General features: G+C 56.5%; 25 protein-coding genes and 1 tRNA gene. 14 read left to right on the forward strand and 12 right to left on the reverse strand.

The window, feature by feature from the left end:
- Positions 1 to 786: 786 nt before the first annotated feature.
- A complete protein-coding gene (locus tag KDX30_RS20090) occupies positions 787 to 1,227 on the reverse strand; it encodes a hypothetical protein (protein WP_099267904.1) in 441 nt (146 codons plus the stop codon).
- On the opposite strand from KDX30_RS20090, the gene trmL reads away from it, so the two are divergent.
- A complete protein-coding gene (gene trmL / locus KDX30_RS20095) occupies positions 1,226 to 1,681 on the forward strand; it encodes a tRNA (uridine(34)/cytosine(34)/5-carboxymethylaminomethyluridine(34)-2'-O)-methyltransferase TrmL (RefSeq protein WP_027898931.1) in 456 nt (151 codons plus the stop codon). The two genes, KDX30_RS20090 and trmL, sit on opposite strands and share 2 nt — an antisense overlap.
- A 179-nt stretch (positions 1,682 to 1,860) precedes the next feature.
- Here the strand turns inward: trmL and secB are convergent, their stop codons facing one another.
- Genes secB through KDX30_RS20110 form a run of 3 tightly spaced genes read right to left on the reverse strand, consistent with a single transcriptional unit; the run spans position 1,861 to position 3,062 of the window.
- Positions 1,861 to 2,349, reverse strand: a complete 489-nt coding sequence (gene secB, locus KDX30_RS20100; RefSeq protein WP_027898930.1) for a protein-export chaperone SecB — start codon at positions 2,347 to 2,349, stop codon at positions 1,861 to 1,863.
- 49 nt (positions 2,350 to 2,398) lie between these two features.
- Positions 2,399 to 2,647 carry a glutaredoxin 3 gene (grxC, locus tag KDX30_RS20105; RefSeq protein ID WP_027898929.1) on the reverse strand — a complete coding sequence of 83 codons (249 nt, stop codon included), beginning with the start codon at positions 2,645 to 2,647 and terminating at the stop codon, positions 2,399 to 2,401.
- Position 2,648: 1 nt separating this feature from the next.
- A complete protein-coding gene (locus KDX30_RS20110; RefSeq protein ID WP_027898928.1) occupies positions 2,649 to 3,062 on the reverse strand; it encodes a rhodanese-like domain-containing protein in 414 nt (137 codons plus the stop codon).
- Positions 3,063 to 3,268: 206 nt separating this feature from the next.
- Here KDX30_RS20110 and gpmI point away from each other — a divergent pair, with 206 nt between their 5' ends.
- The 4 genes from gpmI to KDX30_RS20130 all read left to right on the forward strand — a co-directional run bounded on the left by gpmI (position 3,269) and on the right by KDX30_RS20130 (position 8,415).
- Positions 3,269 to 4,801 (forward strand): 2,3-bisphosphoglycerate-independent phosphoglycerate mutase, encoded by a 1,533-nt coding sequence (gene gpmI / locus KDX30_RS20115; protein WP_231677319.1) that lies wholly within the window; start codon positions 3,269 to 3,271, stop codon positions 4,799 to 4,801.
- A gap of 143 nt (positions 4,802 to 4,944) precedes the next feature.
- Positions 4,945 to 6,267 (forward strand): murein hydrolase activator EnvC family protein, encoded by a 1,323-nt coding sequence (locus KDX30_RS20120; RefSeq protein ID WP_027898926.1) that lies wholly within the window; start codon positions 4,945 to 4,947, stop codon positions 6,265 to 6,267.
- Between the two features lie 30 nt (positions 6,268 to 6,297).
- A complete protein-coding gene (locus tag KDX30_RS20125) occupies positions 6,298 to 7,620 on the forward strand; it encodes a S41 family peptidase (protein WP_099267902.1) in 1,323 nt (440 codons plus the stop codon).
- A gap of 3 nt (positions 7,621 to 7,623) precedes the next feature.
- Entirely contained in the window at positions 7,624 to 8,415 is a 792-nt protein-coding gene (locus KDX30_RS20130; protein ID WP_231677320.1) for a divergent polysaccharide deacetylase family protein, read from the forward strand.
- 166 nt (positions 8,416 to 8,581) lie between these two features.
- On the opposite strand, the gene KDX30_RS20135 is transcribed toward KDX30_RS20130, so the two are convergent.
- On the reverse strand, positions 8,582 to 9,358 hold the full coding sequence (locus tag KDX30_RS20135) for a substrate-binding periplasmic protein (RefSeq protein ID WP_099267900.1): 777 nt from the start codon (positions 9,356 to 9,358) through the stop codon (positions 8,582 to 8,584).
- Between the two features lie 209 nt (positions 9,359 to 9,567).
- Between KDX30_RS20135 and KDX30_RS20140 the strand changes: the two genes are divergently transcribed.
- Entirely contained in the window at positions 9,568 to 11,073 is a 1,506-nt protein-coding gene (locus KDX30_RS20140; protein ID WP_231677321.1) for a trypsin-like serine peptidase, read from the forward strand.
- 270 nt (positions 11,074 to 11,343) lie between these two features.
- Here the strand turns inward: KDX30_RS20140 and hisF are convergent, their stop codons facing one another.
- From hisF to KDX30_RS20170, 6 genes are all read right to left on the reverse strand, one after another.
- Entirely contained in the window at positions 11,344 to 12,114 is a 771-nt protein-coding gene (hisF, locus tag KDX30_RS20145) for an imidazole glycerol phosphate synthase subunit HisF (RefSeq protein WP_231677322.1), read from the reverse strand.
- A gap of 204 nt (positions 12,115 to 12,318) precedes the next feature.
- A complete protein-coding gene (gene hisA, locus KDX30_RS20150) occupies positions 12,319 to 13,056 on the reverse strand; it encodes a 1-(5-phosphoribosyl)-5-[(5-phosphoribosylamino)methylideneamino]imidazole-4-carboxamide isomerase (protein WP_027898921.1) in 738 nt (245 codons plus the stop codon).
- A gap of 115 nt (positions 13,057 to 13,171) precedes the next feature.
- Positions 13,172 to 13,432, reverse strand: a complete 261-nt coding sequence (locus KDX30_RS20155) for a DUF2164 domain-containing protein (RefSeq protein ID WP_027898920.1) — start codon at positions 13,430 to 13,432, stop codon at positions 13,172 to 13,174.
- Between the two features lie 5 nt (positions 13,433 to 13,437).
- Positions 13,438 to 14,076, reverse strand: coding sequence for an imidazole glycerol phosphate synthase subunit HisH (gene hisH / locus KDX30_RS20160; RefSeq protein ID WP_122397909.1), 639 nt, complete (start codon positions 14,074 to 14,076; stop codon positions 13,438 to 13,440).
- Positions 14,076 to 14,669: an imidazoleglycerol-phosphate dehydratase HisB gene (hisB, locus tag KDX30_RS20165; protein WP_027898918.1), complete on the reverse strand. Its 594-nt coding sequence runs from the start codon at positions 14,667 to 14,669 to the stop codon at positions 14,076 to 14,078. The genes hisH and hisB overlap by 1 nt, the downstream gene beginning before the upstream one ends.
- Positions 14,670 to 14,977: 308 nt before the next feature.
- A complete protein-coding gene (locus tag KDX30_RS20170) occupies positions 14,978 to 16,639 on the reverse strand; it encodes an OFA family MFS transporter (protein ID WP_027901316.1) in 1,662 nt (553 codons plus the stop codon).
- Between the two features lie 255 nt (positions 16,640 to 16,894).
- Between KDX30_RS20170 and KDX30_RS20175 the strand changes: the two genes are divergently transcribed.
- The 5 genes from KDX30_RS20175 to KDX30_RS20195 all read left to right on the forward strand — a co-directional run bounded on the left by KDX30_RS20175 (position 16,895) and on the right by KDX30_RS20195 (position 21,279).
- Entirely contained in the window at positions 16,895 to 17,293 is a 399-nt protein-coding gene (locus KDX30_RS20175) for an acetyl-CoA sensor PanZ family protein (RefSeq protein WP_122807183.1), read from the forward strand.
- Between the two features lie 108 nt (positions 17,294 to 17,401).
- Positions 17,402 to 19,621, forward strand: coding sequence for an AsmA family protein (locus KDX30_RS20180; protein WP_122807184.1), 2,220 nt, complete (start codon positions 17,402 to 17,404; stop codon positions 19,619 to 19,621).
- A gap of 144 nt (positions 19,622 to 19,765) precedes the next feature.
- Positions 19,766 to 20,833: an A/G-specific adenine glycosylase gene (mutY, locus tag KDX30_RS20185; RefSeq protein WP_231677323.1), complete on the forward strand. Its 1,068-nt coding sequence runs from the start codon at positions 19,766 to 19,768 to the stop codon at positions 20,831 to 20,833.
- Positions 20,830 to 21,102 (forward strand): oxidative damage protection protein, encoded by a 273-nt coding sequence (locus tag KDX30_RS20190; protein WP_027901312.1) that lies wholly within the window; start codon positions 20,830 to 20,832, stop codon positions 21,100 to 21,102. Before mutY ends, KDX30_RS20190 begins: the two co-directional genes overlap by 4 nt.
- Positions 21,103 to 21,203: 101 nt before the next feature.
- Positions 21,204 to 21,279, forward strand: a tRNA-Phe gene (locus tag KDX30_RS20195).
- 219 nt (positions 21,280 to 21,498) lie between these two features.
- Here KDX30_RS20195 and KDX30_RS20200 read toward each other — a convergent pair.
- Positions 21,499 to 22,056, reverse strand: coding sequence for a hypothetical protein (locus KDX30_RS20200; RefSeq protein WP_231677324.1), 558 nt, complete (start codon positions 22,054 to 22,056; stop codon positions 21,499 to 21,501).
- A 507-nt stretch (positions 22,057 to 22,563) separates the two neighbouring features.
- Between KDX30_RS20200 and KDX30_RS20205 the strand changes: the two genes are divergently transcribed.
- The 3 genes from KDX30_RS20205 (at position 22,564) to KDX30_RS20220 (ending at position 25,246) form a co-directional block, all read left to right on the forward strand.
- A complete protein-coding gene (locus tag KDX30_RS20205) occupies positions 22,564 to 23,532 on the forward strand; it encodes a hypothetical protein (RefSeq protein WP_231677325.1) in 969 nt (322 codons plus the stop codon).
- A gap of 117 nt (positions 23,533 to 23,649) precedes the next feature.
- Positions 23,650 to 24,318 (forward strand): AlpA family phage regulatory protein, encoded by a 669-nt coding sequence (locus KDX30_RS29530; RefSeq protein WP_406643958.1) that lies wholly within the window; start codon positions 23,650 to 23,652, stop codon positions 24,316 to 24,318.
- Positions 24,319 to 24,505: 187 nt separating this feature from the next.
- Positions 24,506 to 25,246 carry a TRADD-N-associated membrane domain-containing protein gene (locus KDX30_RS20220; RefSeq protein ID WP_231677326.1) on the forward strand — a complete coding sequence of 247 codons (741 nt, stop codon included), beginning with the start codon at positions 24,506 to 24,508 and terminating at the stop codon, positions 25,244 to 25,246.
- The last annotated feature ends 87 nt before the right edge of the window (positions 25,247 to 25,333 follow it).

A 25,333-nucleotide genomic window follows, 5' to 3' on the forward strand; every position in this document is an offset into this window, starting at 1 on the left:
AATCAGCGCCTCAAGACCAATGACCCACCGGTCACGGTGGTCGCAGGGTAGTGAACATTTAACAAATCGAAAAAGAATTATTACTGAGCTTTTAAGACCTGTCGGTTATATGTCACATACCATGTCGGATCCATCCGTCATTGAGTGTATCGAGCTGTTTCACTAATTCCTAAATAATATTTCACTGCCGTTCGTCAGATCATTCTGACTGGTCGAACGGAAAGCAAAAAGCGACCGGCCTGCTCTCTGGAATCAGCCCACCCAAAACAGCTCAACAACCACTCAAATCCCCGCAATCATTGAGGCGCAGAGGGTACATCACGGATTGTTACAGTTGTCATCACCCGGACGTAGCCCCGTAAAATTTGTTCTGAGAAAAGTTTGAAACGGCCGTTTCAGGTCCATCTGTCGGCCGATTTTGGGGCTGCGGGAGGGCACCTGACAGCGAGCGCAGCGAACAAAATCGGGAAATTGTTGTCGTGCGGCGTAATTGGGAAACGTTAAAACCGTGCATCCAACGCCAGGTTTGCACCATAACGAAGCGGTTTTCGAGTTCGGCAAAACTCAGGCCCATCCCGATCCGGCAGCCTGAATGGACGCTGAACACACATTTGATAAGTGAATGAAACACTCGAGAAGCCCGAAAACACGGGCTTGGGGGGCACGAAACAGGACAGGCAAATATTTTTGAAAGCAGAAATTTCAAAACTGGCACGACGCCTGCAATAGGTTACGTATCACCAGTTTTGGGGACCTTGGTACAGGCAGGCCGGGGATTCCCCTCTTTTATTCCTCTCGGAGACTGACCTCCAGTCTCCAGCGCCCGTCCAGCTCCGCACCGCGCAAGTCGCCGTGCAGAGGACGGGCCGCCAGCAGAGTCAGCAGCAAATCCTTCTTGTCCCGCTCCAGCTTCCAGCGCACATCCTTTCCGTTGACCTTCAGTTGCCCTCTCCACGGCTGACCTTTGGCCGCAAAGCGCATGGCGAACGTTCCGTCCTGGTGCTCAGGCACAACCTCAGGTTCACGGTTGAACCACAAGGCAAGCCCGGTCGGCTGTTCCTCTATCTGCAGCAGTTCCAGCGGAGTCGGCTCGGTAAGACGCCCGATCATCAAGCCGACCAAAAGCCCGACAATTGCCAGCGAACCCAGAACCTTTGGCCATAGCTTCGGCCGCGGGTCCTCTTCAGGGGTAGAATGCTCCCCATTCTTCAGCTCGGAGCCGTGCATGTTTCACGTCATCCTTTTTCAACCAGAAATTCCGCCGAATACCGGCAATGTCATCAGGCTGTGCGCCAATACCGGCAGCACCCTGCATTTGATCGAGCCCTTGGGCTTCGAACTGGATGACAAACGCCTGCGCCGCGCCGGGCTCGATTATCACGAGTTCGCCACTTTGCAGACCCATCCCGACCTCGCCAGTTGCCTGGAAAGCATCGGTCATCCGCGGCTGTTTGCTTTTACCACAAAAGGCTCTCGCCCCTTCCACGACGCCAGCTTTCAGGAAGGTGACGCTTTCCTGTTCGGCCCGGAAAGTCGCGGCCTGCCGGCTGAAGTTCTGGATGCCCTGCCCTCCGATCAGCGACTGCGCTTGCCGATGCGTGAGGGTTGTCGGAGCCTGAATCTATCCAACACCGTTGCCGTGGCAGTGTATGAAGGCTGGCGGCAGTTGGGATTCAAGTAGACGTGGTCTTTCCCTGTGGGAGCGAATTCATTCGCGAAGGCGGGTGTGTCAGTCACCATCATCGGAGCCTGACTCACCGCTTTCGCGAATGAATTCGCTCCCACAGGTCATATTCCAACGCCTTCATAACCCACAAAAAAGCGCCTCAAAAGGCGCTTTTTTGGGTCCAGCTAAAACACTTACTGAACAGTAGGTGTTTCGCCAGCAGCCTGCATGCGCTGCAGTTCTTGCGCGTACAGGGCATCGAAGTTCACCGGGGACAGCATCAGCGCCGGGAAAGAACCACGGACGACCAGGCTGTCGATGGTTTCGCGAGCATACGGGAACAGAATATTCGGGCAGAAAGCACCCAGCGTATGGCTCATCGAACCTTGATCCAGGCCTTTGATCAGGAAGATGCCGGCTTGCTGCACTTCAACGATGAAAGCCACTTCGTCACCGTTGTTGACGGTAACCGACAACGTCAGCACCACTTCGTAGAAATCACCTTCCAGCGGCTTCTGACGAGTGTTCAGGTCGAGGCTGACGGTAGGCGTCCATTCCTGACGGAAGATTGCAGGGCTTTTTGGCGCTTCGAACGACAGGTCGCGAACGTAGATACGCTGCAACGAGAATTGCGGAGCATCTTCTTCGTTGGTAGCGGTGCCGTTTGTCGGTTGATCAGTCATCTCGGGTCCTTTTAACGTTTAAGTTCTGGAAAGAGGGTTGGAGTCAGGCTCAGAGCAGCTCATCAAGCTTGCCGGCGCGCTCCAGGGCGAAAAGATCGTCGCATCCACCTACATGGGTCGTACCGATCCATATCTGCGGAACAGAGGTACGGCCAGATTTTTTCACCATTTCGGCGCGAACTTGCGGCTTGCCATCGACTCTGATCTCTTCGAAAGCCACATGCTTGTTCTGCAACAATTGCTTGGCGCGAGTGCAGTAAGGGCAATAATCGCTGGAATAGACGATGACTTCAGCCATTTCACTTCACCAAAGGCAGATTATCTGCGCGCCAGGTGGAGACACCGCCGGACAGCTTGGCTGCCGTAAAACCGGATTTGAGCAGCTCGCGCGCGACAGAGCCAGCCTGCTGGCCCATTGCGTCGACGATGATAAGAGTCTTGGCCTTGTGCTTTTCCAGCTCGCTGGTGCGGGTCAGGACCTTGTCGTTCGGGAAGTTCAGGGCACCTACGATGTGGCCTGTGGCGAAATCCTTGGGGGAGCGGATATCGATGATCACGGCCTGATCCTTGTTGACCAGCGCGGTCAGTTCACCTGTGCTCAGGCTGCGACCGCCCTTGCTCAATTCGTAGGCGATCAGCATCCCCAGCAAAATGATGAAAGCGCCAGTGATCAAATAGTGGTTGGTAGCAAAAGCAAGCAGGTGCTGAAGCATCAGTAGGTTCCAGGGCGTTAAAATGTCGGCCAGTATACACAGCAGCCAAGGTCGGCCAAAGCCCGTCAGACAATGAGGTCGATCAAGCCCATACGACATCGCGCCAGAACCGATAACTCCGGTATCGCGGCTCGCAATTGCAGATCAACAGCCCCTAAAATGCCGATCTGTTCTCCAACTTACTTTTTCAGCCACGAGTGGGATCTATGACTACCACGCCAAAACCTTTGGTCCTGATCATTCTGGACGGCTTCGGACACAGCGAGAGCCATGAGGGCAACGCCATTCTGGCAGCCAAAATGCCGGTCATGGACCGCCTGTACAAGTCGATGCCTAACGGCCTGATCTCGGGTTCGGGCATGGATGTCGGTCTACCGGACGGTCAGATGGGCAACTCCGAAGTCGGCCACATGAACCTGGGTGCCGGGCGAGTGGTTTATCAGGATTTCACTCGAGTCACCAAAGCCATTCGCGATGGCGAGTTCTTCCAGAACCCCACTATTTGTAGCGCAGTGGATAAAGCCGTTGGTGCAGGCAAGGCCTTACACATTCTCGGCCTGCTGTCGGACGGTGGCGTTCACAGCCATCAGGATCATCTGGTGGCCATGGCAGAACTGGCGGCCCAGCGCGGCGCAGAAAAAATCTACCTGCACGCCTTCCTCGACGGTCGTGATACGCCACCGCGCAGCGCGCAGAAATCCCTCGAACTGCTGGACTCCACTTTTACCCGCCTGGGCAAAGGCCGGATCGCCAGCATCATTGGTCGTTACTTCGCCATGGACCGCGACAATCGTTGGGACCGTGTATCAGCGGCGTACAACCTGATTGTTGATGGTGCATCGGAATTCAATGCCTCCAGCAGCGTAGCGGGCCTTGAAGCGGCCTATGAGCGCGGCGAAAACGATGAGTTCGTCAAAGCCACCAGCATTGGTGACAAGGTCACAGTGGAAGACGGCGACGCCGTGGTGTTCATGAACTTCCGTGCCGACCGTGCCCGGGAAATCACCCGTGTATTCGTCGAAGACGATTTCAAGGACTTCGAGCGCGCCCGCCAGCCGAAGGTCAACTATGTGATGTTGACCCAATACGCAGCCAGCATCCCTGCGCCGTCCGCGTTTGCAGCAGGCAGCCTGAAAAACGTGTTGGGTGAATACCTGGCCGCCAACGGCAAGACCCAACTGCGCATCGCGGAAACCGAAAAATACGCGCATGTGACCTTCTTCTTCTCGGGCGGCCGCGAGGAAGAGTTCCCGGGCGAAGAGCGCATCCTGATCCCGTCGCCGAAAGTCGCGACCTACGATCTGCAGCCTGAAATGAGCGCGCCGGAAGTCACCGACAAAATCGTCGATGCCATCGAGCACCAACGTTATGACGTGATTATCGTCAACTACGCCAACGGCGACATGGTGGGCCACAGCGGCATCATGGAAGCAGCAATCAAGGCCGTTGAATGCCTGGACGTCTGCGTCGGGCGCATCACCGAGGCGCTGGAAAAAGTCGGCGGCGAAGCCTTGCTGACGGCTGACCACGGCAACGTCGAGCAAATGACCGATGACCACACCGGCCAGGCGCACACCGCGCACACGTCCGAACCCGTGCCTTTCGTTTATATAGGCAAGCGCAATCTGAAAGTGCGCGAAGGCGGAGTTCTGGCCGATGTCGCGCCAACCATGCTGAAACTCATGGGCCTGGAAAAACCGGAAGAAATGACCGGCCATTCGATCCTTGTTGACGCGTAAAAACGCTCCAAACCGGCATGTCGCTTAGCCATATGCCGGTTTTTTATCTGTCAGGCCTCATACGAGGCGTTTTTTTTGCAGCGTGTGGCGGGCATACTAAGCCTGACACTTTTTTTCACAATTCCTCGGTATCGCCCACCCCCATGCTTCGCGCCTTGATCACCCTTGCTTTGATCTGCCTGCTCAATCCGGCGTTTGCCGACGATCAGCGGGCGCTCACCCAGAAACAGATTGACGCAGCGCGTCAGGATGTCACCGAGCTGCAAAAAGCGCTTGGCGACTTGCAGAAAGAGAAAGCCGGCGTCCAGAAGGACCTGCGTGGCACTGAAACCGAAATGGGTAAGCTGGAAAAGCAGGTCGAGGTCCTGCAAAAGGAACTAAAAAAGACCGAAGCCGAGCTCAATCGGCTGAACCAGGAAAAAAGCAAACTCCAGAGCGCACGCGTTGAGCAACAACGGCTGATCGCCATTCAGGCCCGGGCTGCGTATCAAAGCGGTCGTCAGGAATACTTGAAGCTGCTGCTCAACCAACAACATCCGGAAAAATTCGCCCGGACGCTGACCTACTACGATTACATGAGCCAGGCGCGCCTGACTCAGCTGCGCACCTTTAATGAAACACTGCGCCAGCTCGCAGGCGTTGAAAAAGATATCGACCTGCAACAGGCGCAACTGCTGGTGCAGAAGAGCTCGCTGGAAACCCAGCACGAAGAACTCGACAAGGTTCGCCAGGAACGCCAGGCGGCACTGGCCAAGCTAAATCAGGACTACAAGTCGCGGGATCAGAAGCTTCAGGCACGGCAGCAGGAACAAGCTGAACTGGGCAAAGTTCTGAAAACCATCGAAGAAACCCTTGCACGTCAGGCCAAAGAGGCTGAAGAAGCCAGACAGAGAGCATTGGTCGCTGAACGTGAGGCTGAAGAAAAACGTCAGCGCGAAGCCCAGGCGCAAGCCAACAGCAGTAGCAAAAGCAGCAGCCGAACCGACAGCGATGATGCACCAAAACGTCCGGCCAAAGCGCCAGGCGCCATGGTTTCCAGTGCTGGCGCTTCATACGGCGGAGCTTTCTCTGCAGTCAAAGGCAAACTTCCCTGGCCTGTTGATGGTCGATTACTGGCACGCTTCGGTGAAGCCCGCGGTGATGACGCTCGTTCCACGTGGGACGGCGTAATGATCAGCGCTTCGGCGGGGAGTCAGGTTCATGCTGTGCACGGCGGTCGGGTGGTCTTCGCAGACTGGTTGCGCGGCGCCGGGCTTCTGGTCATTCTCGACCATGGCAACGGTTATTTGAGTCTGTATGGCCACAATCAGACATTGCTCAAAGCCGCCGGGGACATTGTTAAAGCCGGTGAAGCCATCTCTACTGTTGGCAACAGTGGTGGACAGGACACACCGGCGTTGTATTTCGCTATTCGTCAGCAGGGTCGCCCTAGTGATCCGGCCCAATGGTGCCGCACTCAAGGATAAGTCGGTTCCACCTTCAGGAGTTCGTTAGACATGCCGTATCTGTCCCGCCTCACCTCGCTGGCCCTGGCTATTGCCGTCGTTATCGGCGCTCCACTGGCTCAGGCTGCAGAAGTCAAAGCTGCGCCAGCCACTGCACCGGCTGCTGCGAACACCGCCAAAGCGCCTTTGCCGCTCGATGAGCTGCGCACCTTTGCCGAGGTCATGGACCGGGTCAAAGCCGCTTATGTCGAACCGGTGGACGACAAGACGCTGCTGGAGAATGCCATCAAGGGCATGCTCAGCAATCTCGACCCGCATTCAGCCTACCTCGGTCCGGAAGACTTCCAGGAACTGCAGGAAAGCACCAGCGGCGAGTTCGGCGGACTGGGCATCGAGGTCGGCGTCGAAGATGGCTTCGTGAAAGTCGTCTCCCCTATCGACGATACCCCGGCGTCCAAGGCGGGCATCGAGGCCGGTGACCTGATCGTCAAGATCAACGGTGCACCGACGCAAGGTCAGACCATGCAGGAAGCGGTCGACAAAATGCGCGGCAAGATTGGCGAGAAGATCACTCTCACGCTGGTTCGCGACGGCGGTAACCCGTTCGACGTGACGCTTGCCCGTGCGACGATTCAGGTCAAGAGCGTCAAGGCACAGATGCTGGAGAACGGTTACGGCTACATCCGCATAACCCAGTTCCAGGTCAAGACCGGTGACGAAGTCGGCAAAGCGCTGGCCAAGTTCCGCAAAGACAATGGCAAGAAAATGAGCGGGTTGATTCTTGACCTGCGTAACAACCCTGGCGGCGTGCTGCAGTCGGCCGTTGAAGTGGCTGACCACTTCCTGACCAAGGGCCTGATCGTTTACACCAAGGGCCGTATTGCCAATTCCGAACTGCGCTTCTCGGCTGATCCGGCCGATGCCAGCGAAGGCGTACCGTTGGTGGTGCTGATCAACGGCGGCAGTGCTTCTGCTTCGGAAATCGTCGCCGGTGCCTTGCAGGACCAGAAACGCGGCATCCTGATGGGCACTGACAGCTTCGGTAAAGGTTCGGTGCAAACCGTGCTGCCACTGAATAATGACCGCGCCTTGAAGATCACTACGGCGCTGTATTACACGCCTAACGGTCGCTCGATTCAGGCGCAGGGCATCAATCCGGATATCGTGGTGCGTCGCGCCAAGGTCACCAACGAAGCTGACGGTGAAGCGTACAAGGAAGCCGATCTGTTCGGTCACTTGGGCAACGGTAATGGCGGCGCTGACAAACCAACAGTCAAAGGTGCTGCCGCCAAGGCTCGCCCGCAGGACGATGACTTCCAGCTCAGCCAGGCGCTGAGCCTGCTCAAGGGCCTGAGTATCACGCGCGGCAACTAAACGATGCGTGTGCTCCTGTCTCGTTGGCTGCTGGCCGCATTTTGCGTACTCACTGGCGTTGCTCACGCAGCGCCAGCGACGCAGGCCAGCAAACCTCAGCCTGCTTTCCTGACACTGATCATTGATGACCTGGGCCAGAATCCGGCCCGGGATCAACGCGTGCTTGCCCTCCCCGGCCCCGTCACCTTGGCGATCATGCCGGATACCCCTCATGCCACCGAGTTTGCTCGTCAGGGGCATCGTGCTGGCAAGATCGTCATTCTGCACATGCCCATGGACCCGGCAACCGGTCCCTATGCGTGGCATCCCGAACTTCCCCTTGCCGAACTGGAAAGCAGGCTGAACGCTGCGCTGCTCAAAGTCCCCTATGCCGCCGGGATCAATAACCACATGGGCAGCCGCATGACCGCCGAACCGGTCGCCATGGGATGGTTGATGGCCGAGCTGCAGCGCCGTCACCTGTTATTCGTCGACAGCCGCACCAGCGCGAAAACCGTGGCGGCGGCCGAGGCGCAAAAAATAGGATTGGCCAGCGTGTCCCGGGATGTCTTTCTCGATGATGAGCGCACGCCTGAGGCCATTACCCGGCAACTGAAAATAGCCATTGAGCTGGCCCGCAAACAGGGCTCGGCGGTGATGATCGGTCATCCTTACCCGGTGACGCTCGACGTGCTGGAGCGCGAACTGCCGCGCCTCAAAGCGCAGGGCATCGAGTGGATCGACTTGCGCCAGATGATCAGCGTGCGGGGTAATCAGGCGACGGCTGCGCATGGCAAAAACGGGATTTACCGGTAAAAACCGGAATCGTTAAAACGGTAGGAGCGAACTTGTTCGCGAAGCGATATGTCAGGCAGCCCCTTATTGCGACTTGGCGGCGGCGGGGCTTAAAACCGTGCCATCGTTCTTCGCGAGCAAGCTCGGCTCCTACCATTGACCGCGCTCCAACATTAAAAATGCGGTGTTACCGGTACTGGGACAGGATCTTGTCCACAACCCCTTCCGCTCGTAGCTGGTCCAGCGACGCCTGCAACTTGTTCACCACTTCGTCGGGCGTCGCCTTGTTGAGCGCCAGATACAGATCAGCGTGATTGAACCGCAGTACGGTCTTGAGGCCGGTGACGCCTTCTATTCTGGCCAGATAAGGCCCTGTTGGATCGCCCGCTGCCCACAGGTCTATCTGCCCGTTGACCAGTTTTTTGGCATTGTCCTGATCGCGCAGCAACAGGATCGGGTTCAGCCCTTGGGCCAGCAGTCGCTCACCAATGGCGTCACCTTTATAAGCACCAATCCGGTAACCCTTGGCCTGCTCCAGGCTGGTCAGTTTGATAGGGCTATCGGCACGGGCGAGCAGGATCCAGTCGTAGGAACCCACTGGTCCGACCCACTTGAACAGCTTTTCCCGCTCAGGCAAACGCGCTGTAGAAAACACCGCGTAGCCTGGCTTTTCCAGGGCCAGCTTGTAGATACGCTCCCAGGGGAACCGTAACGTCATGCTGTAGCTGATCCCTGCACGCTTGAACGTCTCGCGCACCACTTGCGCAGCGATGCCTTCAATGTTGCTTTCCTGAGCGAAGTTTTTGCCGTCGATTGCCATGTTGTAAGGCGGCAGATTTTCGGTCATCAGCACAATGGAGTCGCGTCCCGGTGCCTCAATGGCGTCATCGGCCAGTGCAGCCTCAGTGGCGCTAAAAACCAGAGCGCTGAAGGCCGTTAGGGCAATAAAACGAGATTTGAACATTGGCGCTCTCCATACGCTGACGGCAGACAGAGTGCAGCGCTCAAAAGCGCTTGTCCAGCACACATGGCGTATTGCCAACAGAGTGGCGCAAACAGATAAAAAAGATTTTCGATAATTATTTACTCCCGCGAGGGGGGAGGCTTCTGACTACCTGCCGGACAGAACTTCACCGCGAAATGAATCGCCGTGAACAACCGCAAAGGTCTGTCATGAATATCCAGATAACCGGCATCACAATCGCCGCCCTGCTCGCTTTCGCCCTGGCACCTGTCGTGCATTCGAAAGATTATGGCAACGGACGCGAAAACCTCGCGCCTTCACTGCTGCTGGAAAACAGCAACGGCCAGAACGATCACTGGAAAGGCATAGGTCGCCTGATCATTAACGCTAGCCATCCAGACTCGCACTGCACGGCGACCTTGATCGATACTAGGGATCACGACACCGGCACGTCAGGCCCCGCTTATGTTTTAACCAGCGCCCACTGTGTCTCGTTTGACAGTCTGAACGTGGTGGCTCATCAAGCCAGCGACGGTCACATCGACTTCAACTACTTTCACGACACCGCCAACGATCACCGGCGTTACGCGCTAAAGCGTGTCGCCTGGAGCCGCCTGCGCGGCCTGGACATGGCGATCGTCGAACTTGATGCCAGCCTGCAGACCTTGATGGACAACGGTATCCAGCCATTGCAGTTGAAGACCTCGACACCTGCAATAGCCGCAGAATTATTGATCGTTGGCGCACCGACTCAATACCCGGAGAGAGGCTTGCGGCTATCAACCTGCCGCCACGTGTCCATCGAAACGCTGATCGAACAACCGGCTATCCATCGAGGCTTTTATAAAGATAACTGCCAAGGGCTGAGACCTGGAAGTTCAGGCAGCCCATTGCTCGACCGCTATTCGAATGAAGTATTGGGAGTTGTCTCTACCAGTACGGCGACCTCTTTGCCTGAAAACCGCTGCATGGAAGACGCGCCCTGCGAGCTTAAAAATGGTTGGCCGCATTGGTCCGCAGGCACTAATTACGCCAGCCCGACGGCTCACCTGCAGCACTGCTTCGCTAAAGGTCTATTCAGGGCCAGCACCGCTGGATGTGATTTGATGCCAAGCGTCACCTTTAGCCAGAAACGGCCAATGGTGAATTATTACCAGCGGGTGAAATACGATGCAGACGGCAGCGCGACACTGCCCACCTGGCAATTCGCATTCAGCCTCGACCAACCGCTCTACCGCTACAAATCCGTGCGGGACCCACAGCTCTGTGAAAGCCCGAACCATTACAGCGACGTAATGAGCGCAGAAGACGCACAGATCAACGACCCTGTAGGCGCAGAGCCGGGTATCTATCTGCTGTGTATCGTCGGCGTCGACTCAGCCGAACAGTCGCCCACAGTAGCCATGATGAAAAGCCCGCTGGTAATCGCGACGGAAATTGCTGAGCCCGGCCCGACAAGAGCGCCGCAATTCGATATCACAAGGCAGAACAACGGAGATCACAGCATTCAGTGGCACTTTTCTAACCCGACCTTGAGCGCTTATGAATACAAGGCCGGAGCTGAATCAGAGACAAACTGTGATGAACCGGAGGGTTACGCGATCACCTTCGATGACGCGCTGATTGCCGCAAGTGGACAGCCAGTGAAGCTGTGCACCAAGGCATTTGATATGTCGGGGCAACGCTCAGCGCCAAGGATGGATTTGCTGCCCTGACACTGCACTATCACACTGCAAACGGAGAACTTGCGGAAGATTCTATATTGGCCTGTAAACACAAATCCGTGGGAGCGAATTCATTCGCGAAGGGCCGGTACATCCGCAGTTGATGTATCGCTCGAAATGCCGCCTTCCCGAATGAAGTGAAGCGCCACCCCGGTCGGTCCCACAGGCTCAAACCTCGCGGTGCTCGTGCGCTCCTACTGGGATCGTGTTTGCAGCGCGACGCATGGGCGACCGGGCAACTCCCTCAGAAACAGCGCGACCTCAGCGAACCACAATCCCGCGCGCGGCCATATAGGCCTTGGCTTCCGGTACGGTGTATTCACCGAAGTGGAAGATACTCGCCGCCAATACCGCGCTGGCGTGGCCTTCAATCACACCGTCAGCCAGATGCTGAAGGTTGCCAACGCCGCCCGAGGCAATGACCGGAATCCCCAGCGCGTCACTGATTGCGCGGGTTACGCCCAGATCGAAGCCGTTCTTCATGCCGTCCTGGTCCATGCTGGTCAGCAGAATCTCACCGGCACCGAGATCCTCCATCTTCTTGGCCCACAGCACAGCGTCCAGACCTGTCGGCTTGCGACCGCCGTGGGTGAAGATTTCCCAGCGCGGAGTTTCACCCGGCAGCGAGACCTTCTTGGCGTCGATGGCGACAACGATGCATTGCGCTCCGAAATGCTGAGCAGCTTCGGCAACGAACTCCGGGTTGAACACGGCAGCAGTGTTGATCGACACCTTGTCGGCACCGGCATTAAGCAGGTTGCGGATGTCCTGCACGGTGCGCACGCCACCGCCTACAGTCAGCGGGATAAACACCTGGCTGGCCATGCGCTCGACGGTATGCAGCGTGGTATCGCGGCCATCGACACTGGCGGTGATGTCCAGAAAGGTGATTTCGTCGGCGCCCTGCTCATCGTACAGACGCGCAATTTCAACCGGATCGCCAGCGTCACGGATGTTTTCGAACTTGACGCCCTTGACCACACGACCGTTGTCGACGTCCAGGCAAGGGATGATGCGTTTGGCCAGGGCCATGGGCTTAATCTCCGAAACAGATAACCATCGAACAACACACAACTGCTCGAACCGGACGTGTATCTCCGTGGGAGCGAATTTATTCGCGAAGTGGGCAGGCCTGAAAATAAATCAGGGGCTGACACACCGCTTTCGCGAATAAATTCGCTCCCACAGGTTCTGCGTCAATGCCATACAGCGAGGTATCAGGAAGTCAGAAGCGGTTTAGCGCTGGTAGCTATCGCACAACGCCTGAGCTTCAGCCACATCCAGCGTACCTTCGTAAATCGCACGGCCTGTGATTGCGCCGATGATTCCCGGAGCCTTGGCATCCAGCAATGCGCGGATGTCGCCCAGGTTATGGATACCACCGGAAGCAATGACCGGTATCCGCGTCGCAGCAGCCAGCGCAGCCGTGAAGGGGATATTGCAGCCCTGCATCATGCCGTCTTTGGCGATGTCGGTGTAAACGATGGCAGAGACACCGTCAGCTTCGAAACGCTTGGCCAGATCAATGACCTGCACAGTGCTGACTTCAGCCCAGCCATCAGTCGCCACAAAGCCGTCTTTGGCATCAAGACCGACAATCACTTTGCCAGGGAATGCGCGACAGGCTTCAGCGACAAACTCGGGTTCTTTGACGGCCTTGGTACCGATGATCACGTAGCTAACGCCCGCTTTCACATAGTGCTCGATGGTCTCCAGCGAGCGAATACCGCCACCGATCTGAATCGGCAGGGTCGGATAACGCTTGGCAATGGCAGTAACCACATCGCCGTTGACCGGCTGACCTTCGAACGCGCCGTTCAGGTCAACCAGATGCAGACGACGGCAACCGCCCTCGACCCATTTGGCAGCCATGGCAACCGGGTCATCGGAAAATACGGTGGAATCTTCCATCCGGCCCTGGCGCAGACGCACACAGGCACCGTCTTTGAGATCGATAGCGGGGATGATCAGCATGCTTTTTCCTTCGTCAAAAGAGCTCAAGAGCAGCTACAAGCCGCAAGCTTCTAGCGGTAAGTTTCCGCGCCCGACGACTTGCAGGTTGAAGCTCGTCGCTTGCAGCTGCTTCTATTCAGTTTTTCTCGAGCGCCCACAAATCGCTTTCGATGCTCTCGAACCTCTCTTTGAGGTGCTGCTGAACATCGAAAATCGCTCGATTGTAATAATGCGGGGCAATCTCGCTGGTAAAGAACTCAAGCACCTCGGCGACTTCGAATGAACCAAGGTCCAGTTCGAAACGCTGAGAGAACAGCCGCTTGAGCTTGTCGATGGCCTGCTGCTCGTGCTCGGGGCTGAGCGTCAGGATCGGCGGCTTGCTTTTACCCTTGGCCATAACGATTACCAGCGACCGTCCCACGCAGCGAAGTTCTGCAGCAACTGCAGGCCATGGGTATGGCTCTTCTCCGGGTGAAACTGCACAGCAAAGCGCGAACCGTCAGCCAGCGCGGCGGCAAAGTCGACGCCATAGTGGCCGCGACCGACAACCTGACGCTGATTGGCCGCATCGATGTAGAAGCTGTGCACGAAGTAGAAACGCGCCATGTCCGGAATGCTGTGCCACAGCGGGTGATCCACTGCCTGCGCAACTTCGTTCCAGCCCATGTGCGGCACTTTTAGGTGCGCGCCGTCTTCATGCAGATCCTTGCCGAAGAACTTCACCTGGCCGGGGAACATGCCGATGCAATCCACGCCGCCATTCTCTTCACTGCTGTCGAGCAAAGCCTGCATGCCGACGCAGATACCGAGAAAAGGACGATCCTGGCTGACCTCACGGACCAGTGAGTCGAACTCCAGACGGCGGATCTCAGCCATGCAGTCACGAATCGCGCCGACACCAGGAAACACCACGCGGTCGGCTTCACGAATCACATTGGCGTCGCTGGTGATGTGCACCCGGCCAGCGCCAACATGTTCAAGCGCCTTGGCGACCGAGTGCAGGTTGCCCATGCCGTAATCGATGACTGCAACTGTCTGCATCAGAGCACACCCTTGGTCGAAGGCATTTGCCCGGCCATACGATCATCCAGCTCAACCGCCATGCGCAGTGCACGACCGAAGGCCTTGAAGACGGTTTCAATCTGGTGGTGAGTGTTGGTGCCACGCAGGTTGTCGATGTGCAGCGTCACATTGGCGTGGTTGACGAAGCCCTGGAAAAACTCCTGAAACAGGTCCACATCAAATCCGCCCACAACAGCGCGGGTATACGGCACATGCATTTGCAGGCCCGGACGACCCGAGAAGTCGATCACTACACGCGACAACGCTTCATCCAGCGGCACGTAGGCATGGCCATAACGACGGATGCCTTTCTTGTCGCCGATAGCTTTGCTGAAGGCCTGACCCAGAGTGATACCGACATCTTCCACCGTATGGTGATCGTCGATCTCAAGGTCGCCTTTGCAGTTGATATCCAGATCGATCAGCCCGTGACGGGCGATCTGGTCGAGCATGTGCTCAAGAAAAGGCACGCCGATATCGAATCGGGCCTTTCCGGTGCCATCCAGGTTGATCGAAGCGTTGATCTGGGTTTCCAGAGTATTACGCTCGACGTACGCCTTACGTTCGGCCATCACCAGCTCCGCAAAATCATTGGGCGAAAAAGGCGAGCATTATAGGCCCAGAACCGGCTGGCATGAAGCAAACAGAAGAAGGGAAAGAGAGAAGACGACGAATTACGGAGGGATGCTGCTTTTTGGTGCGAATAAATCGGGAGAATGTGGGAGCTGGGCTTGGTCTGGGCGGCATTCCGACGATAAGTCTGGACTCGATTCACTTTTGATCGCGTCGACCTTATCGTCGGAATGCCGCCCAGACCAAGCCCGGCTCCCACAGTACAGCGTTCCAACTTGAGGCTTGGGTTGCTAGCCTCTACAGCGGCTTAGTGGAACAACACCGCAGTCTTCTGCAGAGTGATCCAGACGCCCCACGCCAGCGGGATGCCTACAGCCAGCCAGGCGGCGATAGCCAGTGGTTTGCTGCCCGGATCGGCTTTCCACTCAAGAACAGTGGTGTGATCCGCGCCTTTATCCATACCGTAGGATTGCTCAACGGCCAGTTCTTCATCAGTCATGAAGTACTTGTCGGCCACCGGACGAACCAGCAGGTTGCAGATGAAGCCCAGCACCAGCAGGCCAGCCAGAATGTACAAGGTCATATCGTAAGCATCGGCACGGGCAACGCCGTGGCTCAGCTGATATTCACGCAGGTAGTTGACCAGAACCGGACCGAGGATGCCCGCCGCAGCCCAGGCAGTCAGCAGACGACCGTGGATCGCGCCAACCATTTGCGTACCGAACAGGTCAGCCAGGTAAGCCGGAACCGTCGCGAAACCACCGCCGTACATCGACAGGATCACGCAGAAGGCCGCTACGAACAGCGCGACGCTGCCCATGTGGCTCAGGCTTGGTACCAACGCGTAGAGCAGGAAGCCCAGAGCGAAGAACACGAAGTAAGTGTTTTTACGACCCAGGTAGTCCGAGAACGAAGCCCAGAAGAAGCGACCACCGATGTTGAACAGACTCAACAGACCGGTGAAGCCCGCAGCGATGGCAGCGATCTGGCCCAACTGAACAGCATCAAGCTGGTTGAACGCCAGGTCGAGGCCCAGCAGTTTACCGGCGAACACTTCCTGCAGCAGCGGCGAAGCCATGCCGAGAATACCGATACCTGCCGAAACGTTGAGGCACAGCACCAGCCATACCAGACGGAATTGCGGCGTTTTCCAGGCCACACTTACGTGTACATGACGGTTGGTGATCATCGCGTTGCTGGCTTTCTTGACCGGTGCGGTCCAGCCTTCTGGTTTCCAGCCGGTTGGCGGAACACGGTAGGACAATGCGCCACCGATCATGAAGATGAAGTAGATCACCGCCATCACCACGAAGCTCTGCCAAACGCCCACGCCTTCAGGCGAAGCGAAATGGTTCATCAACGCTGCGGCCAGTGGAGCACCTACCATCGCGCCGCCACCGAAGCCCATGATCGCCATGCCGGTAGCCATACCGCGCTTGTCCGGGAACCACTTGATCAGGGTCGAAACCGGCGAGATATAGCCCAGCCCGAGACCGATACCGCCGATCACCCCGGAGCCGACCCACATCAGCCATATCTGGTGGGTATAAATCCCTAACGCAGATATCAGCAGACCACCACACCAGCACAATGCCGATACAACACCGGCCTTACGCGGGCCTGCGTGTTCCAGCCAGCCACCCCAGATGGCAGCCGAACAGCCCAGGAAGATGAAGAACAGGGTGTAGATCCAGCCCAGCATGGAGATAGGCCAGTCGCAGGCAGACGAGAAAATCTGTGCGAAGAAGCTCATATCAGGTGCACAGGCTACTGGAGCCTTGATGCCAACTGCCTTGGACAACGGCAGCCAGAACACGGAGAAGCCATACGCCATGCCGATGCACAGGTGGATAGCCAATGCCGCAGGTGGTACGAGCCAGCGGTTGAAACCCGGCTTGGCGATGATGCGCTCTTTGGACAAGAACGCAGGCTGTGCGGGTGAACCGCCCAACGCAGTGCTTGTACTCATTGTTATATCCCCAGAAAAGATGCTCACAAGGTGTCGACGTTCCACCCACAGCCTCCGTGCACGCAGGCAACGACCGTTTTATCGGCAGAGTTCCCGAATACGTGACAAATAGACGCACCGGATTAACGAACGGCGCGAGATTATCACCTGTCAATTAAAAAAAGGCGTTTTGACATCACTTTTTTTGACGCCAACGCTCTGCCTTTTGAATTTAGGGCACAATCGCCGGTGCCGCCCGTCGCCAGAGGACATTTAATGCCTATCGTCGTTGAGTTTCTCCAGTCGGCCACCTATCAGGATCAGGCGGACTTGCAGAAGATTTACCGGGACGCACCCTCCTGGTTGTTCACGCCTTTTGCTGACGCGGTGCAACTGATCGAAAGCTGTCTTGAGGAAAATGCGCTCGTCGTTGCTCGCTTCAATGACCGGCTGGTGGCTGCCGCCCGGCTGAAACGTCACGAGGCGACGTGGGAGCTGTCGCATTTATGCGTCCGTAGCCCGACGCGCCGGAGAGGTTTTGCCGAACAACTGATCAGCGAAGCGCAAAAGTCGGCCCAACAGTCCGGCTGCGAGCTACGCTTGCTGGCAACCGCCGAACCTCCCGAAGTCCAGGCTCTGGCGGCCAAACTTCAGATGTCGCTCGTGCTCTATTAGCCGAAAAAGCTGAACAGGGTAGCGCTTGAGGCATCCAAAGCCCTGCACCTGCGTCAGGAGGTTATACTCGCGGGCAAATTTTAAACGTTCGAATACAAGGACTCGCCCATGAAAGCGTTCGGCAAAATCCTGGGACTTTTTGTTCTCGGGCTGTTGCTGATCATCGTGGCTCTCGGCTTTGCCCTGACCCATCTGTTTGATCCCAACGACTATAAAGACGAGATTCGCCAACTGGCCCGTGACAAGGCGCACGTTGAACTGACACTCAACGGTGATATCGGCTGGAGCCTGTTCCCTTGGCTCGGCCTTGAGTTGCACGAAGCCAGCGTCGCGACCTTGAACAACCCGACCAAGCCTTTTGCCGATTTGCAGATGCTGGGCCTGTCCGTTCGTGTACTGCCGCTGTTGCGTCGCGAGGTGCAGATGAGCGACGTCCGCGTTGAAGGCTTGAATCTGAGCCTGAGCCGCGACGAAAACGGCCATGGCAACTGGGAAGACATTGGCAAACCGGCCACCCCTGACGTAGCCACCAGCACGCCTCCGTCCGATGGCGAACAAGCTCCGGCAGTCAAACCGGACAAGCCTTCCCAGCCGATCAAACTTGATATCGACAGCCTCACCGTGAACAACGCCCGGGTGGATTACGTCGATGCGAGCAAAGGTCAGTCGTTCACTGCCGAAAGCATCCAGCTCAGCACCGGCGCGGTGCATGAAGGCGCTGACATTCCGATCAAACTGACCGCATTCCTTGGCACCACTCAACCCGTGATGCGCGCCAAGACCGAACTGGTTGGTCAACTGCGTCTGGATCGCGCCCTCAAGCGCTACCAGTTTGGCGACATGCGTTTGTCCGGCGAAGCATCGGGCGAGCCATTGCAGGGCAAGACGGTAACTTTCGCTGCACAAGGCCAGCTCTTGGTTGATCTGGCGGCAAACGTCGCTGAATGGACCAACATGAAGTTGTCCGCCAACCAGCTACGCGCTCTGGGCGAGTTCCGCGCCCGCGATCTGGACAAAACCCCGCAAATCAGCGGCGCAGTGTCCGTTGCACCGTTTGACCTGCGGACGTTCCTCGACAGCGTTGGCCATCCACTCCCGGCCATGGCAGAAGGCAGCCTGAGCCAGGTGGGCATGATCACCCGCATCAGCGGCACGCCGAACAGCGTGGCACTTGAAGAGCTGAACCTGAAAGTTGACGACAGCACCTTCACCGGTCGCGTTGCCTTGGAAGACTTCGCCAAACAGGCGCTGCGCCTGCAACTCAAAGCGGACACGTTCAACGCCGATCGCTATCGCCCGGCTGAAAGCGAAGAGAAAAAAGGCGCAAGCGCGGCACGCAAGTCTGAAGTACAGAACAGCGAAGCTGCTGCCGTTGCTGGCGCGGGCACTACGCCGCTGCCTGACCAGCCGACAAAAGCCGCCTGGAGCACCGCCAAACTGCTTCCTCTGGAGCGTATGCGTAAGCTTGATGTAGACGCCGACATCAGCTTCGGCGCTCTTACTGTGGAGAAGCTGCAAATCCAGAATGCCGTACTGAAAACCCAGGCCCTGAATGGCGAGGTCAAGGTCGACAGCCTGCGCGGCGATCTCTACGGCGGCAACTTCGAGGTCAAGGGCAATCTTGATGTGCGCCCGGACCTGCCGCTGCTGAGCCTGCAGACGCGAGTCGACAAGGTTCCGGTCGAGCGCTTCCTGCAAAGCCAGGATCAAAATCCGCCCGTCAGAGGCTTGCTGACCCTAAACAGTAATCTGACTGGCAAAGGCAACAGCGAAAAAGCACTGATCGACAGCCTGAACGGTACGGCCAGTTTCATGCTCACCAACGGCGTGCTGGTTAACGCCAACCTTGAGCAACAGCTTTGCCAGGGCATCTCGATACTCAACCGCAAAACACTCAGCGGTGAGCCACGCGGCAAGGACACCCCTTTCAAGCAGCTCAACGGCAATCTGGTGTTCCGCAACGGCGTGGCCAACAACCCCGACCTCAAGGTCCAGATTCCGGGCCTGACCGTCAACGGCAATGGCGATGTGGACCTGCGCGTGCTGGGCATGAACTACCGCGTCGGCATCATCATCGAAGGCGACAAAACCGAAATGCCCGACCCGGCCTGCGAAGTGAACCCTCGCTACGTGGGTATCGAGTGGCCTGTGCAGTGTCGCGGCCCACTGGAACTGGGCGCCAAGGCTTGCCGTCTCGACAAGGAAGGCCTGGGCCAGATCGCCGCGAAAATGGCGGGTGACAAGATCGGCGAGAAGATCGAAGAAAAACTCGGAGACAAAGTCAGCCCGGAATTGAAAGACGCCCTGCGCGGACTTTTCAAACGTTAAACACAACATCTGTAGGAGCGCGCTTGCCCGCGATTCAACCTGTCAGGCGACAATATCGTCGCCTGACCTGACGCATTCGCGGGCAAGCGCGCTCCTACCCCGAACAGGCGAAGACCTGGATTACTCATCAAAACCGGATCAGCAATGCAACCCGAGCAATTTTCCAGCGCTGTGCTTGATTGGTACGACCGCCATGGGCGACATAACCTGCCCTGGCAGCAAGGCATCACGCCATATCGGGTCTGGGTGTCGGAAATCATGCTGCAGCAAACCCAGGTCAGCACCGTACTGAATTACTTCGACCGCTTCATGGATGCCCTGCCCACCGTGCAGGCATTGGCCGAAGCGCCCGAAGACGAAGTGCTGCATCTGTGGACCGGCCTGGGCTACTACACCCGGGCGCGCAACCTGCAGAAAACCGCAAAGATCGTGGTCGCTGATCACGACGGCGAATTCCCGCGTGACGTGGAAAAACTGATCCTGCTGCCCGGCATTGGCTTGTCCACCGCCGGGGCCATTGCCAGCCTGAGCATGGGCCTGCGCGCGCCGATCCTCGACGGCAACGTCAAACGCGTTCTGGCGCGTTTTACGGCGCAGGAGGGTTATCCGGGGGAGCCGAAGGTCGCAAAACAACTGTGGGCCACCGCAGAGCGCTTCACGCCACATTCAAGGGTGAACAACTACACCCAGGCGATGATGGATCTCGGCGCCACGTTGTGTACTCGCAGTAAACCGAGCTGCCTGCTATGCCCGCTGGAATCCGGTTGCGAAGCGCATTTGCTGGGTCTGGAAACTCGCTACCCCATCCCCAAGCCGCGCAAGGAAGTCCCGCAAAAGCGCACGCTCATGCCAATGCTTGCCAACCGCGACGGTGCGATTCTGCTCTATCGCCGTCCTTCTAGCGGTCTCTGGGGCGGCCTGTGGAGCTTGCCGGAGCTGGATGACTTCGAGGACCTTGAGCATCTGGCAGTGCAACACTCGCTGGAACTGGGCCAACATCAGGAACTCCCAGGGCTGGTCCATACTTTCAGCCACTTTCAGTTGAGCATCGAACCGTGGCTTGTCAGGGTCGAGGAGTCAGCTCATCACGTGGCCGAGGCCGACTGGCTCTGGTATAACCTCGCCACCCCGCCGCGCCTGGGCCTTGCCGCCCCGGTGAAGAAGCTGCTGAAACGCGCAGCCGACGTATTGAACGCAGGAGAGTCGTCATGACCCGCACCGTAATGTGCCGCAAGTACAAAGAAGAACTGCCAGGCCTGGAACGCGCCCCTTACCCTGGCGCCAAAGGTGAAGACATCTTCAACCACGTCTCACAGAAAGCCTGGGCCGACTGGCAGAAACACCAGACCCTGCTGATCAACGAAAAGCGTCTGAACATGATGAATGCCGAAGATCGCAAATTCCTCCAGACCCAGATGGACAAGTTCCTGTCCGGTGAAGAATACGCGCAAGCCGAAGGCTACGTTCCCCCCGAGAAATAAAGCGTTTCAAGCAGTGCGGGTCGTAAGCGACGGTAATAATTCAGATTTTTTTAAAAACATGCTTGACGACCCCCTGAAAAACACGTCTAATGCGCCCCGTTGCCCAGATAGCTCAGTCGGTAGAGCAGGGGATTGAAAATCCCCGTGTCGGCGGTTCGATTCCGTCTCTGGGCACCACTAATTGATTTCAGGTGGTGCCAGCATCACCTGAAAAATAAAGAAACCCGCCTAGTGCGGGTTTTTTTATGGCTGCGGTTTGCTGCCACGACCTGAAAGCACTACCGGCTTGAAGCAAGCCAGTGCGCTCTAAAATCTAATCACATCACATCAGCAACTTATAAACGCTTGCGGGCAATCACCGCCTTCGAATCGCTTCGCGTCCTGCGCTCTGCGGCATTACGGCCGGTAGAGCGGGAAAGCCTCCATCAGCGGCGGTATCTCTTGGCCCATCTCTGCTGCGCTGTCAGAAGGGTTGCTCGGTTTTGGAATATTTCTGGCGAAGTGAAAGATGATGGTCTGGCCAGTGGTGCCATCCTTGTAATACTTGAAATAGCTGATCTCCGAGAATTGCCCGTCTTTACGCAGTGAATTGGGATAAAACATCATCGCGTAATCGATCCCGGTTCTATTGTCGGTCAGCAGGACTGCCGGCATGTTCGGGTTTTCCTGCTGATGAAGCTGTATGGCGCGCTTGCCGAGGTCGAGGGGTTTGAAGCGGTGCATCTCGCGAGGTACGACGGTAAAGTCCACCATCTCATTCCAGGCCTCCATGCTTTCCTCTGCCGGAAAGTACTCCCACAAGCCCGGTTTCTGGAATTTCAGGACGAACGTCTTGCCGCCGAACACTACTGTTTTGGTTTCGGCAATTGACGGGCTGGACATGTCGGAGGTTAACGGCGTGGCGCAGCCGTAGAGCAGGAGGAAGGCGGATAACACAAGCAATGTGGCCTTCATTTCAATCCTTGAAGATGTGAGTCAGTGTATTTTTAGCAAGTACAGTAGCTGAACGCATCACTGAATACTTTCTTTATAGGGATCGAAGGCGAAGATGCAGAACCCAAAGCACACTGCTCATACGATGACCGGGATGGAGAAGTAGACAACCGACTTCGGTAAGTTTGGAGCGTGGCGTATAGCGATATGACGTCATCCTTGAGCTTAGGCCGTCGACTCCATGCCCCACCCACGAGGCAACCACACGGCCTATGTCGAGCAGCGCCGGAAATTGATACAAGCCTGGGCCGACTCAATTGATGCGCTAAGCGCTGGCGCTAAGGTGGTGAGCATCAAGCGCTAGGCATAATACTTATCCACGCGGGTACGATTGGTTGTGGTCGGGCCCAGCTGATAAGATACTAGCCATCGCTGGATATTCGTACAGCAATGAGTATCAGCCGGTTGTTCCAATCTAGGCGGCCAATCGCTTGGCTCACCCCAAAAGTGCGCGGACAGGACAATTAAATGCTTCCACCCGGAGAGTACATACCGCTTGAAAGCGCTATAGCCTCACTCAGGCGCGAATCCCCCGAGGTGTTAAAGGCCATCGCGAAGACCATTAACTCAGTAGAACCGCACGCTGAGTTCAACCGGGAAACCATCGCCGGATCAAGATACGGGAACAGCATTCCAGGCTTCGCCATCACTTATGGGCAGCTTGGCGCATATCTGAATACAGCTGTGACTAGGCTCGTTTCGGTCCTTATCGAGACCAAGGTTGGGGTTATTGAGTCGTCGCACGTCGCAGTCAATCGCGAATGGCTGTTCAACCAGCGCGAGCACGCCGCATGCCAGCCTGAGGTGATGCGAGAGATAGAGCTACGCTCCTACGCCTCACATGGCGCAACTGTAACCCCGATCATTCAACCGCTGGAAGACCAAGACCCGAAAGCCGCACGCGCCGAACTTCGCAAACTAAATATCCGCATAGAGCGGAACTTGGTAATACGCCCAGACGACGAGCGAGACGGCGAAATCGAACGATTGCTGGAGCTGCTGGAGGTTTCTAACGCTGAGAAAATTGCCGCGACTGCCGAAAAAACTGCATTAGCAAAAATGGTCAGAACCCTCACTATCGAGAATGACCGATTACGTATATCCCGCGCCAATTCTGCCCATCCAGTAGCGTCAGTCCAACCAACTGCGCCGAAAGCAAAAAAGCTCAAAATCACCAACGTAGAGATTCTCAACGAAGAAGTGAGAGCAACCAGAAAGGCCATAGCTGAACGAGCTCGTTTAATGTGGAGTCACGAGGACTATTCCAAGCATAAAACTATGGATATGGTTCGCACGATAAGGTGCCTAGCCGAAACGGAACCCATGGGAAGGCTGCCAGCGACGGATGAAGTTCTAGCTCGATGGCTATCAGAAGATGCGGCACCGCCGTTTGCGAAGCGGCCAGGCCGCCCGCGAAAGGAAAAATCAAAAAAATAAATCACACGCCCGGCCGGATAACAGATTATCCGACGCCGCTCAGCAATTTTAACTGCGCTTAGTCCCTGCCAGCATTCCCATCGTCGATTACCCAAGCCGCCCTGGAGCGATTAGACGATGACAGCCACTACACACTCAGTCCGCACATCAGCCAAGCAAGCCAAATCTGTTTCCGGCGCTAAACCAGAAACTCGCTTCATCAAGCGCCAAGCTGTGGAGGGCATCACCGGCCTTTCATGTACTGAGATTTACCGCAGGATCGCTGCCGACAACTTCCCCAAGCAAGTAGTGCAAGGCCCTAAGTGCGTCGCTTGGGTCGAATCTGAAGTGCTAGCGTGGTTGGAAGCACGTATCACTGAAAGCCGCGACTTGGTTAAGCAGTTGGGCAATAAGCACAAAAGCTCCATGGCGCTGATTGAGCGCTACTCCGAGAAATTCAAAGAGCTCGGCTTGCTGGCGCTTGAAACGGAGGCAAGGCAAGTCGGCCAGCATGGCGGTGGTGATGTGCGCTTCGCACTACTGAATGAAGATCAAGCTTTCTTCCTGCTGTCGCTGTCCCGTAATACCGACCGCGTTGTGGAACTGAAAGCGAGCCTCATCATGGCGTTCCGCGAGGCCCGTTATGGGCGCGCCTGCCAGACGCTGGAGGCCCGAAAGAAAGAAGCCAGCAGCAGTGGACGCCGCCTAGCCCATTGGCGGTATGACAAGCCAAGCGTATACGCCCACGTCGCTAATCTGAGGGAGCAACTGAAGCTGCCAATCGATCTGGAGGACCGGCACCCATGAACGCAGTGCTCATGTTCAACGATGAACGGTCGATAAGCCCTATTAGCCAAAACAGAGCATGTACAGATTATCAGTGTCTCCGTAATGTTAGTTGCAGACACGTCGCTCATTCCCCTCTAATGTCGCGGCGCCCACTGAAAGCTTCGCGTCACTCCCATCGCCGACTCACTAACTAGGCTTTTTGCAAATGATTCCTTTTATCGAACCTCTCATGGGGTTTTTTGAAATTCTGGTGAAGGCTTGGAAGCGTGACGATAAATACGTCCGCTTATTACTGGTATGCGCGACCATAGCTACGGCCAGTGCCATTGTGATTTTGGTTTGCGGTCAATCCGGGCTATTCGATAAGAAATTTACGGAGCCGTTGGCAGGAGCCGTTGGTGCATTTGCAGGGATAGTTGGCTGCGGTGTTGCGGCCTATCAAAGTTTTATTGATCAAGAGGCAAGAGAGCAAAAAATAGAGACGGTTGAGCAGCGTGTACGTGAACATCCAGAAAAGCCTCAGCTGGCTTGGGATCTCGCCAGAGCGAAGCTTGAGAATTATCTAGATCGCAACCTCAGCCAAGTAAGATCGATATATTGGCTAACCTTAATGGTTATGCTTTGCGGGTTCGGCTTTGTCAGCTACGGACTTTTCCAGGCATCCCAAAATCCAGCTCAACTTCCAGTTTCGATAGTTGCCTCAGCTTCAGGTGTGCTCATCAGTTTTATCGGCGGGTCATTTCTGCTCATCTATCGGTCGATATTGGCCCAGTCTAAAGAATACGTCACCGTGCTAGAGCGCATTAACGCCGTAGGAATGGCCGTCCAAGTCATTGCCACGATCCCGGAGGCTAGTGCTGAGCTGAAAAGCCAGACCAAAGCGGAGCTTGCAAAGCAGTTATTGAACCTCTATGCACGCTCACCTCTCATGAACAAAGATAGCTGAGAATCTAAGGCCTAGTCTTTCAAATCCGGGAGCGCTACAAGCAAAGTAGGACGTGCAATCTCGCTTCAACCGCTTGCGAGTTGCCAC

The sequence above is a fragment of the Pseudomonas quasicaspiana genome (assembly GCF_021147825.1).
Classification (GTDB): Bacteria; Pseudomonadota; Gammaproteobacteria; order Pseudomonadales; family Pseudomonadaceae; genus Aquipseudomonas; species Aquipseudomonas quasicaspiana.

Bases quoted from the DNA above. Each gene is read 5' to 3' on its own strand.
- KDX30_RS20180 (WP_122807184.1), top strand. From the start codon at position 17,402: ATGAAAGCGTTCGGCAAAATCCTGGGACTTTTTGTTCTCGGGCTGTTG.
- KDX30_RS20120 (WP_027898926.1), top strand. From the start codon at position 4,945: ATGCTTCGCGCCTTGATCACCCTTGCTTTGATCTGCCTGCTCAATCCG.
- KDX30_RS20175 (WP_122807183.1), top strand. From the start codon at position 16,895: ATGCCTATCGTCGTTGAGTTTCTCCAGTCGGCCACCTATCAGGATCAG.
- hisA (WP_027898921.1), bottom strand. From the start codon at position 13,056: ATGCTGATCATCCCCGCTATCGATCTCAAAGACGGTGCCTGTGTGCGT.
- KDX30_RS20110 (WP_027898928.1), bottom strand. From the start codon at position 3,062: ATGCTTCAGCACCTGCTTGCTTTTGCTACCAACCACTATTTGATCACT.
- KDX30_RS20090 (WP_099267904.1), bottom strand. From the start codon at position 1,227: ATGCACGGCTCCGAGCTGAAGAATGGGGAGCATTCTACCCCTGAAGAG.
- hisF (WP_231677322.1), bottom strand. From the start codon at position 12,114: ATGGCCCTGGCCAAACGCATCATCCCTTGCCTGGACGTCGACAACGGT.
- KDX30_RS20220 (WP_231677326.1), top strand. From the start codon at position 24,506: ATGATTCCTTTTATCGAACCTCTCATGGGGTTTTTTGAAATTCTGGTG.
- secB (WP_027898930.1), bottom strand. From the start codon at position 2,349: ATGACTGATCAACCGACAAACGGCACCGCTACCAACGAAGAAGATGCT.
- hisH (WP_122397909.1), bottom strand. From the start codon at position 14,076: ATGCAGACAGTTGCAGTCATCGATTACGGCATGGGCAACCTGCACTCG.
- grxC (WP_027898929.1), bottom strand. From the start codon at position 2,647: ATGGCTGAAGTCATCGTCTATTCCAGCGATTATTGCCCTTACTGCACT.
- trmL (WP_027898931.1), top strand. From the start codon at position 1,226: ATGTTTCACGTCATCCTTTTTCAACCAGAAATTCCGCCGAATACCGGC.
- KDX30_RS20200 (WP_231677324.1), bottom strand. From the start codon at position 22,056: ATGAAGGCCACATTGCTTGTGTTATCCGCCTTCCTCCTGCTCTACGGC.
- KDX30_RS29530 (WP_406643958.1), top strand. From the start codon at position 23,650: ATGACAGCCACTACACACTCAGTCCGCACATCAGCCAAGCAAGCCAAA.
- KDX30_RS20125 (WP_099267902.1), top strand. From the start codon at position 6,298: ATGCCGTATCTGTCCCGCCTCACCTCGCTGGCCCTGGCTATTGCCGTC.
- mutY (WP_231677323.1), top strand. From the start codon at position 19,766: ATGCAACCCGAGCAATTTTCCAGCGCTGTGCTTGATTGGTACGACCGC.
- KDX30_RS20140 (WP_231677321.1), top strand. From the start codon at position 9,568: ATGAATATCCAGATAACCGGCATCACAATCGCCGCCCTGCTCGCTTTC.
- KDX30_RS20135 (WP_099267900.1), bottom strand. From the start codon at position 9,358: ATGTTCAAATCTCGTTTTATTGCCCTAACGGCCTTCAGCGCTCTGGTT.
- hisB (WP_027898918.1), bottom strand. From the start codon at position 14,669: ATGGCCGAACGTAAGGCGTACGTCGAGCGTAATACTCTGGAAACCCAG.
- KDX30_RS20170 (WP_027901316.1), bottom strand. From the start codon at position 16,639: ATGAGTACAAGCACTGCGTTGGGCGGTTCACCCGCACAGCCTGCGTTC.
- KDX30_RS20130 (WP_231677320.1), top strand. From the start codon at position 7,624: ATGCGTGTGCTCCTGTCTCGTTGGCTGCTGGCCGCATTTTGCGTACTC.
- KDX30_RS20205 (WP_231677325.1), top strand. From the start codon at position 22,564: ATGCTTCCACCCGGAGAGTACATACCGCTTGAAAGCGCTATAGCCTCA.
- KDX30_RS20190 (WP_027901312.1), top strand. From the start codon at position 20,830: ATGACCCGCACCGTAATGTGCCGCAAGTACAAAGAAGAACTGCCAGGC.
- KDX30_RS20155 (WP_027898920.1), bottom strand. From the start codon at position 13,432: ATGGCCAAGGGTAAAAGCAAGCCGCCGATCCTGACGCTCAGCCCCGAG.
- gpmI (WP_231677319.1), top strand. From the start codon at position 3,269: ATGACTACCACGCCAAAACCTTTGGTCCTGATCATTCTGGACGGCTTC.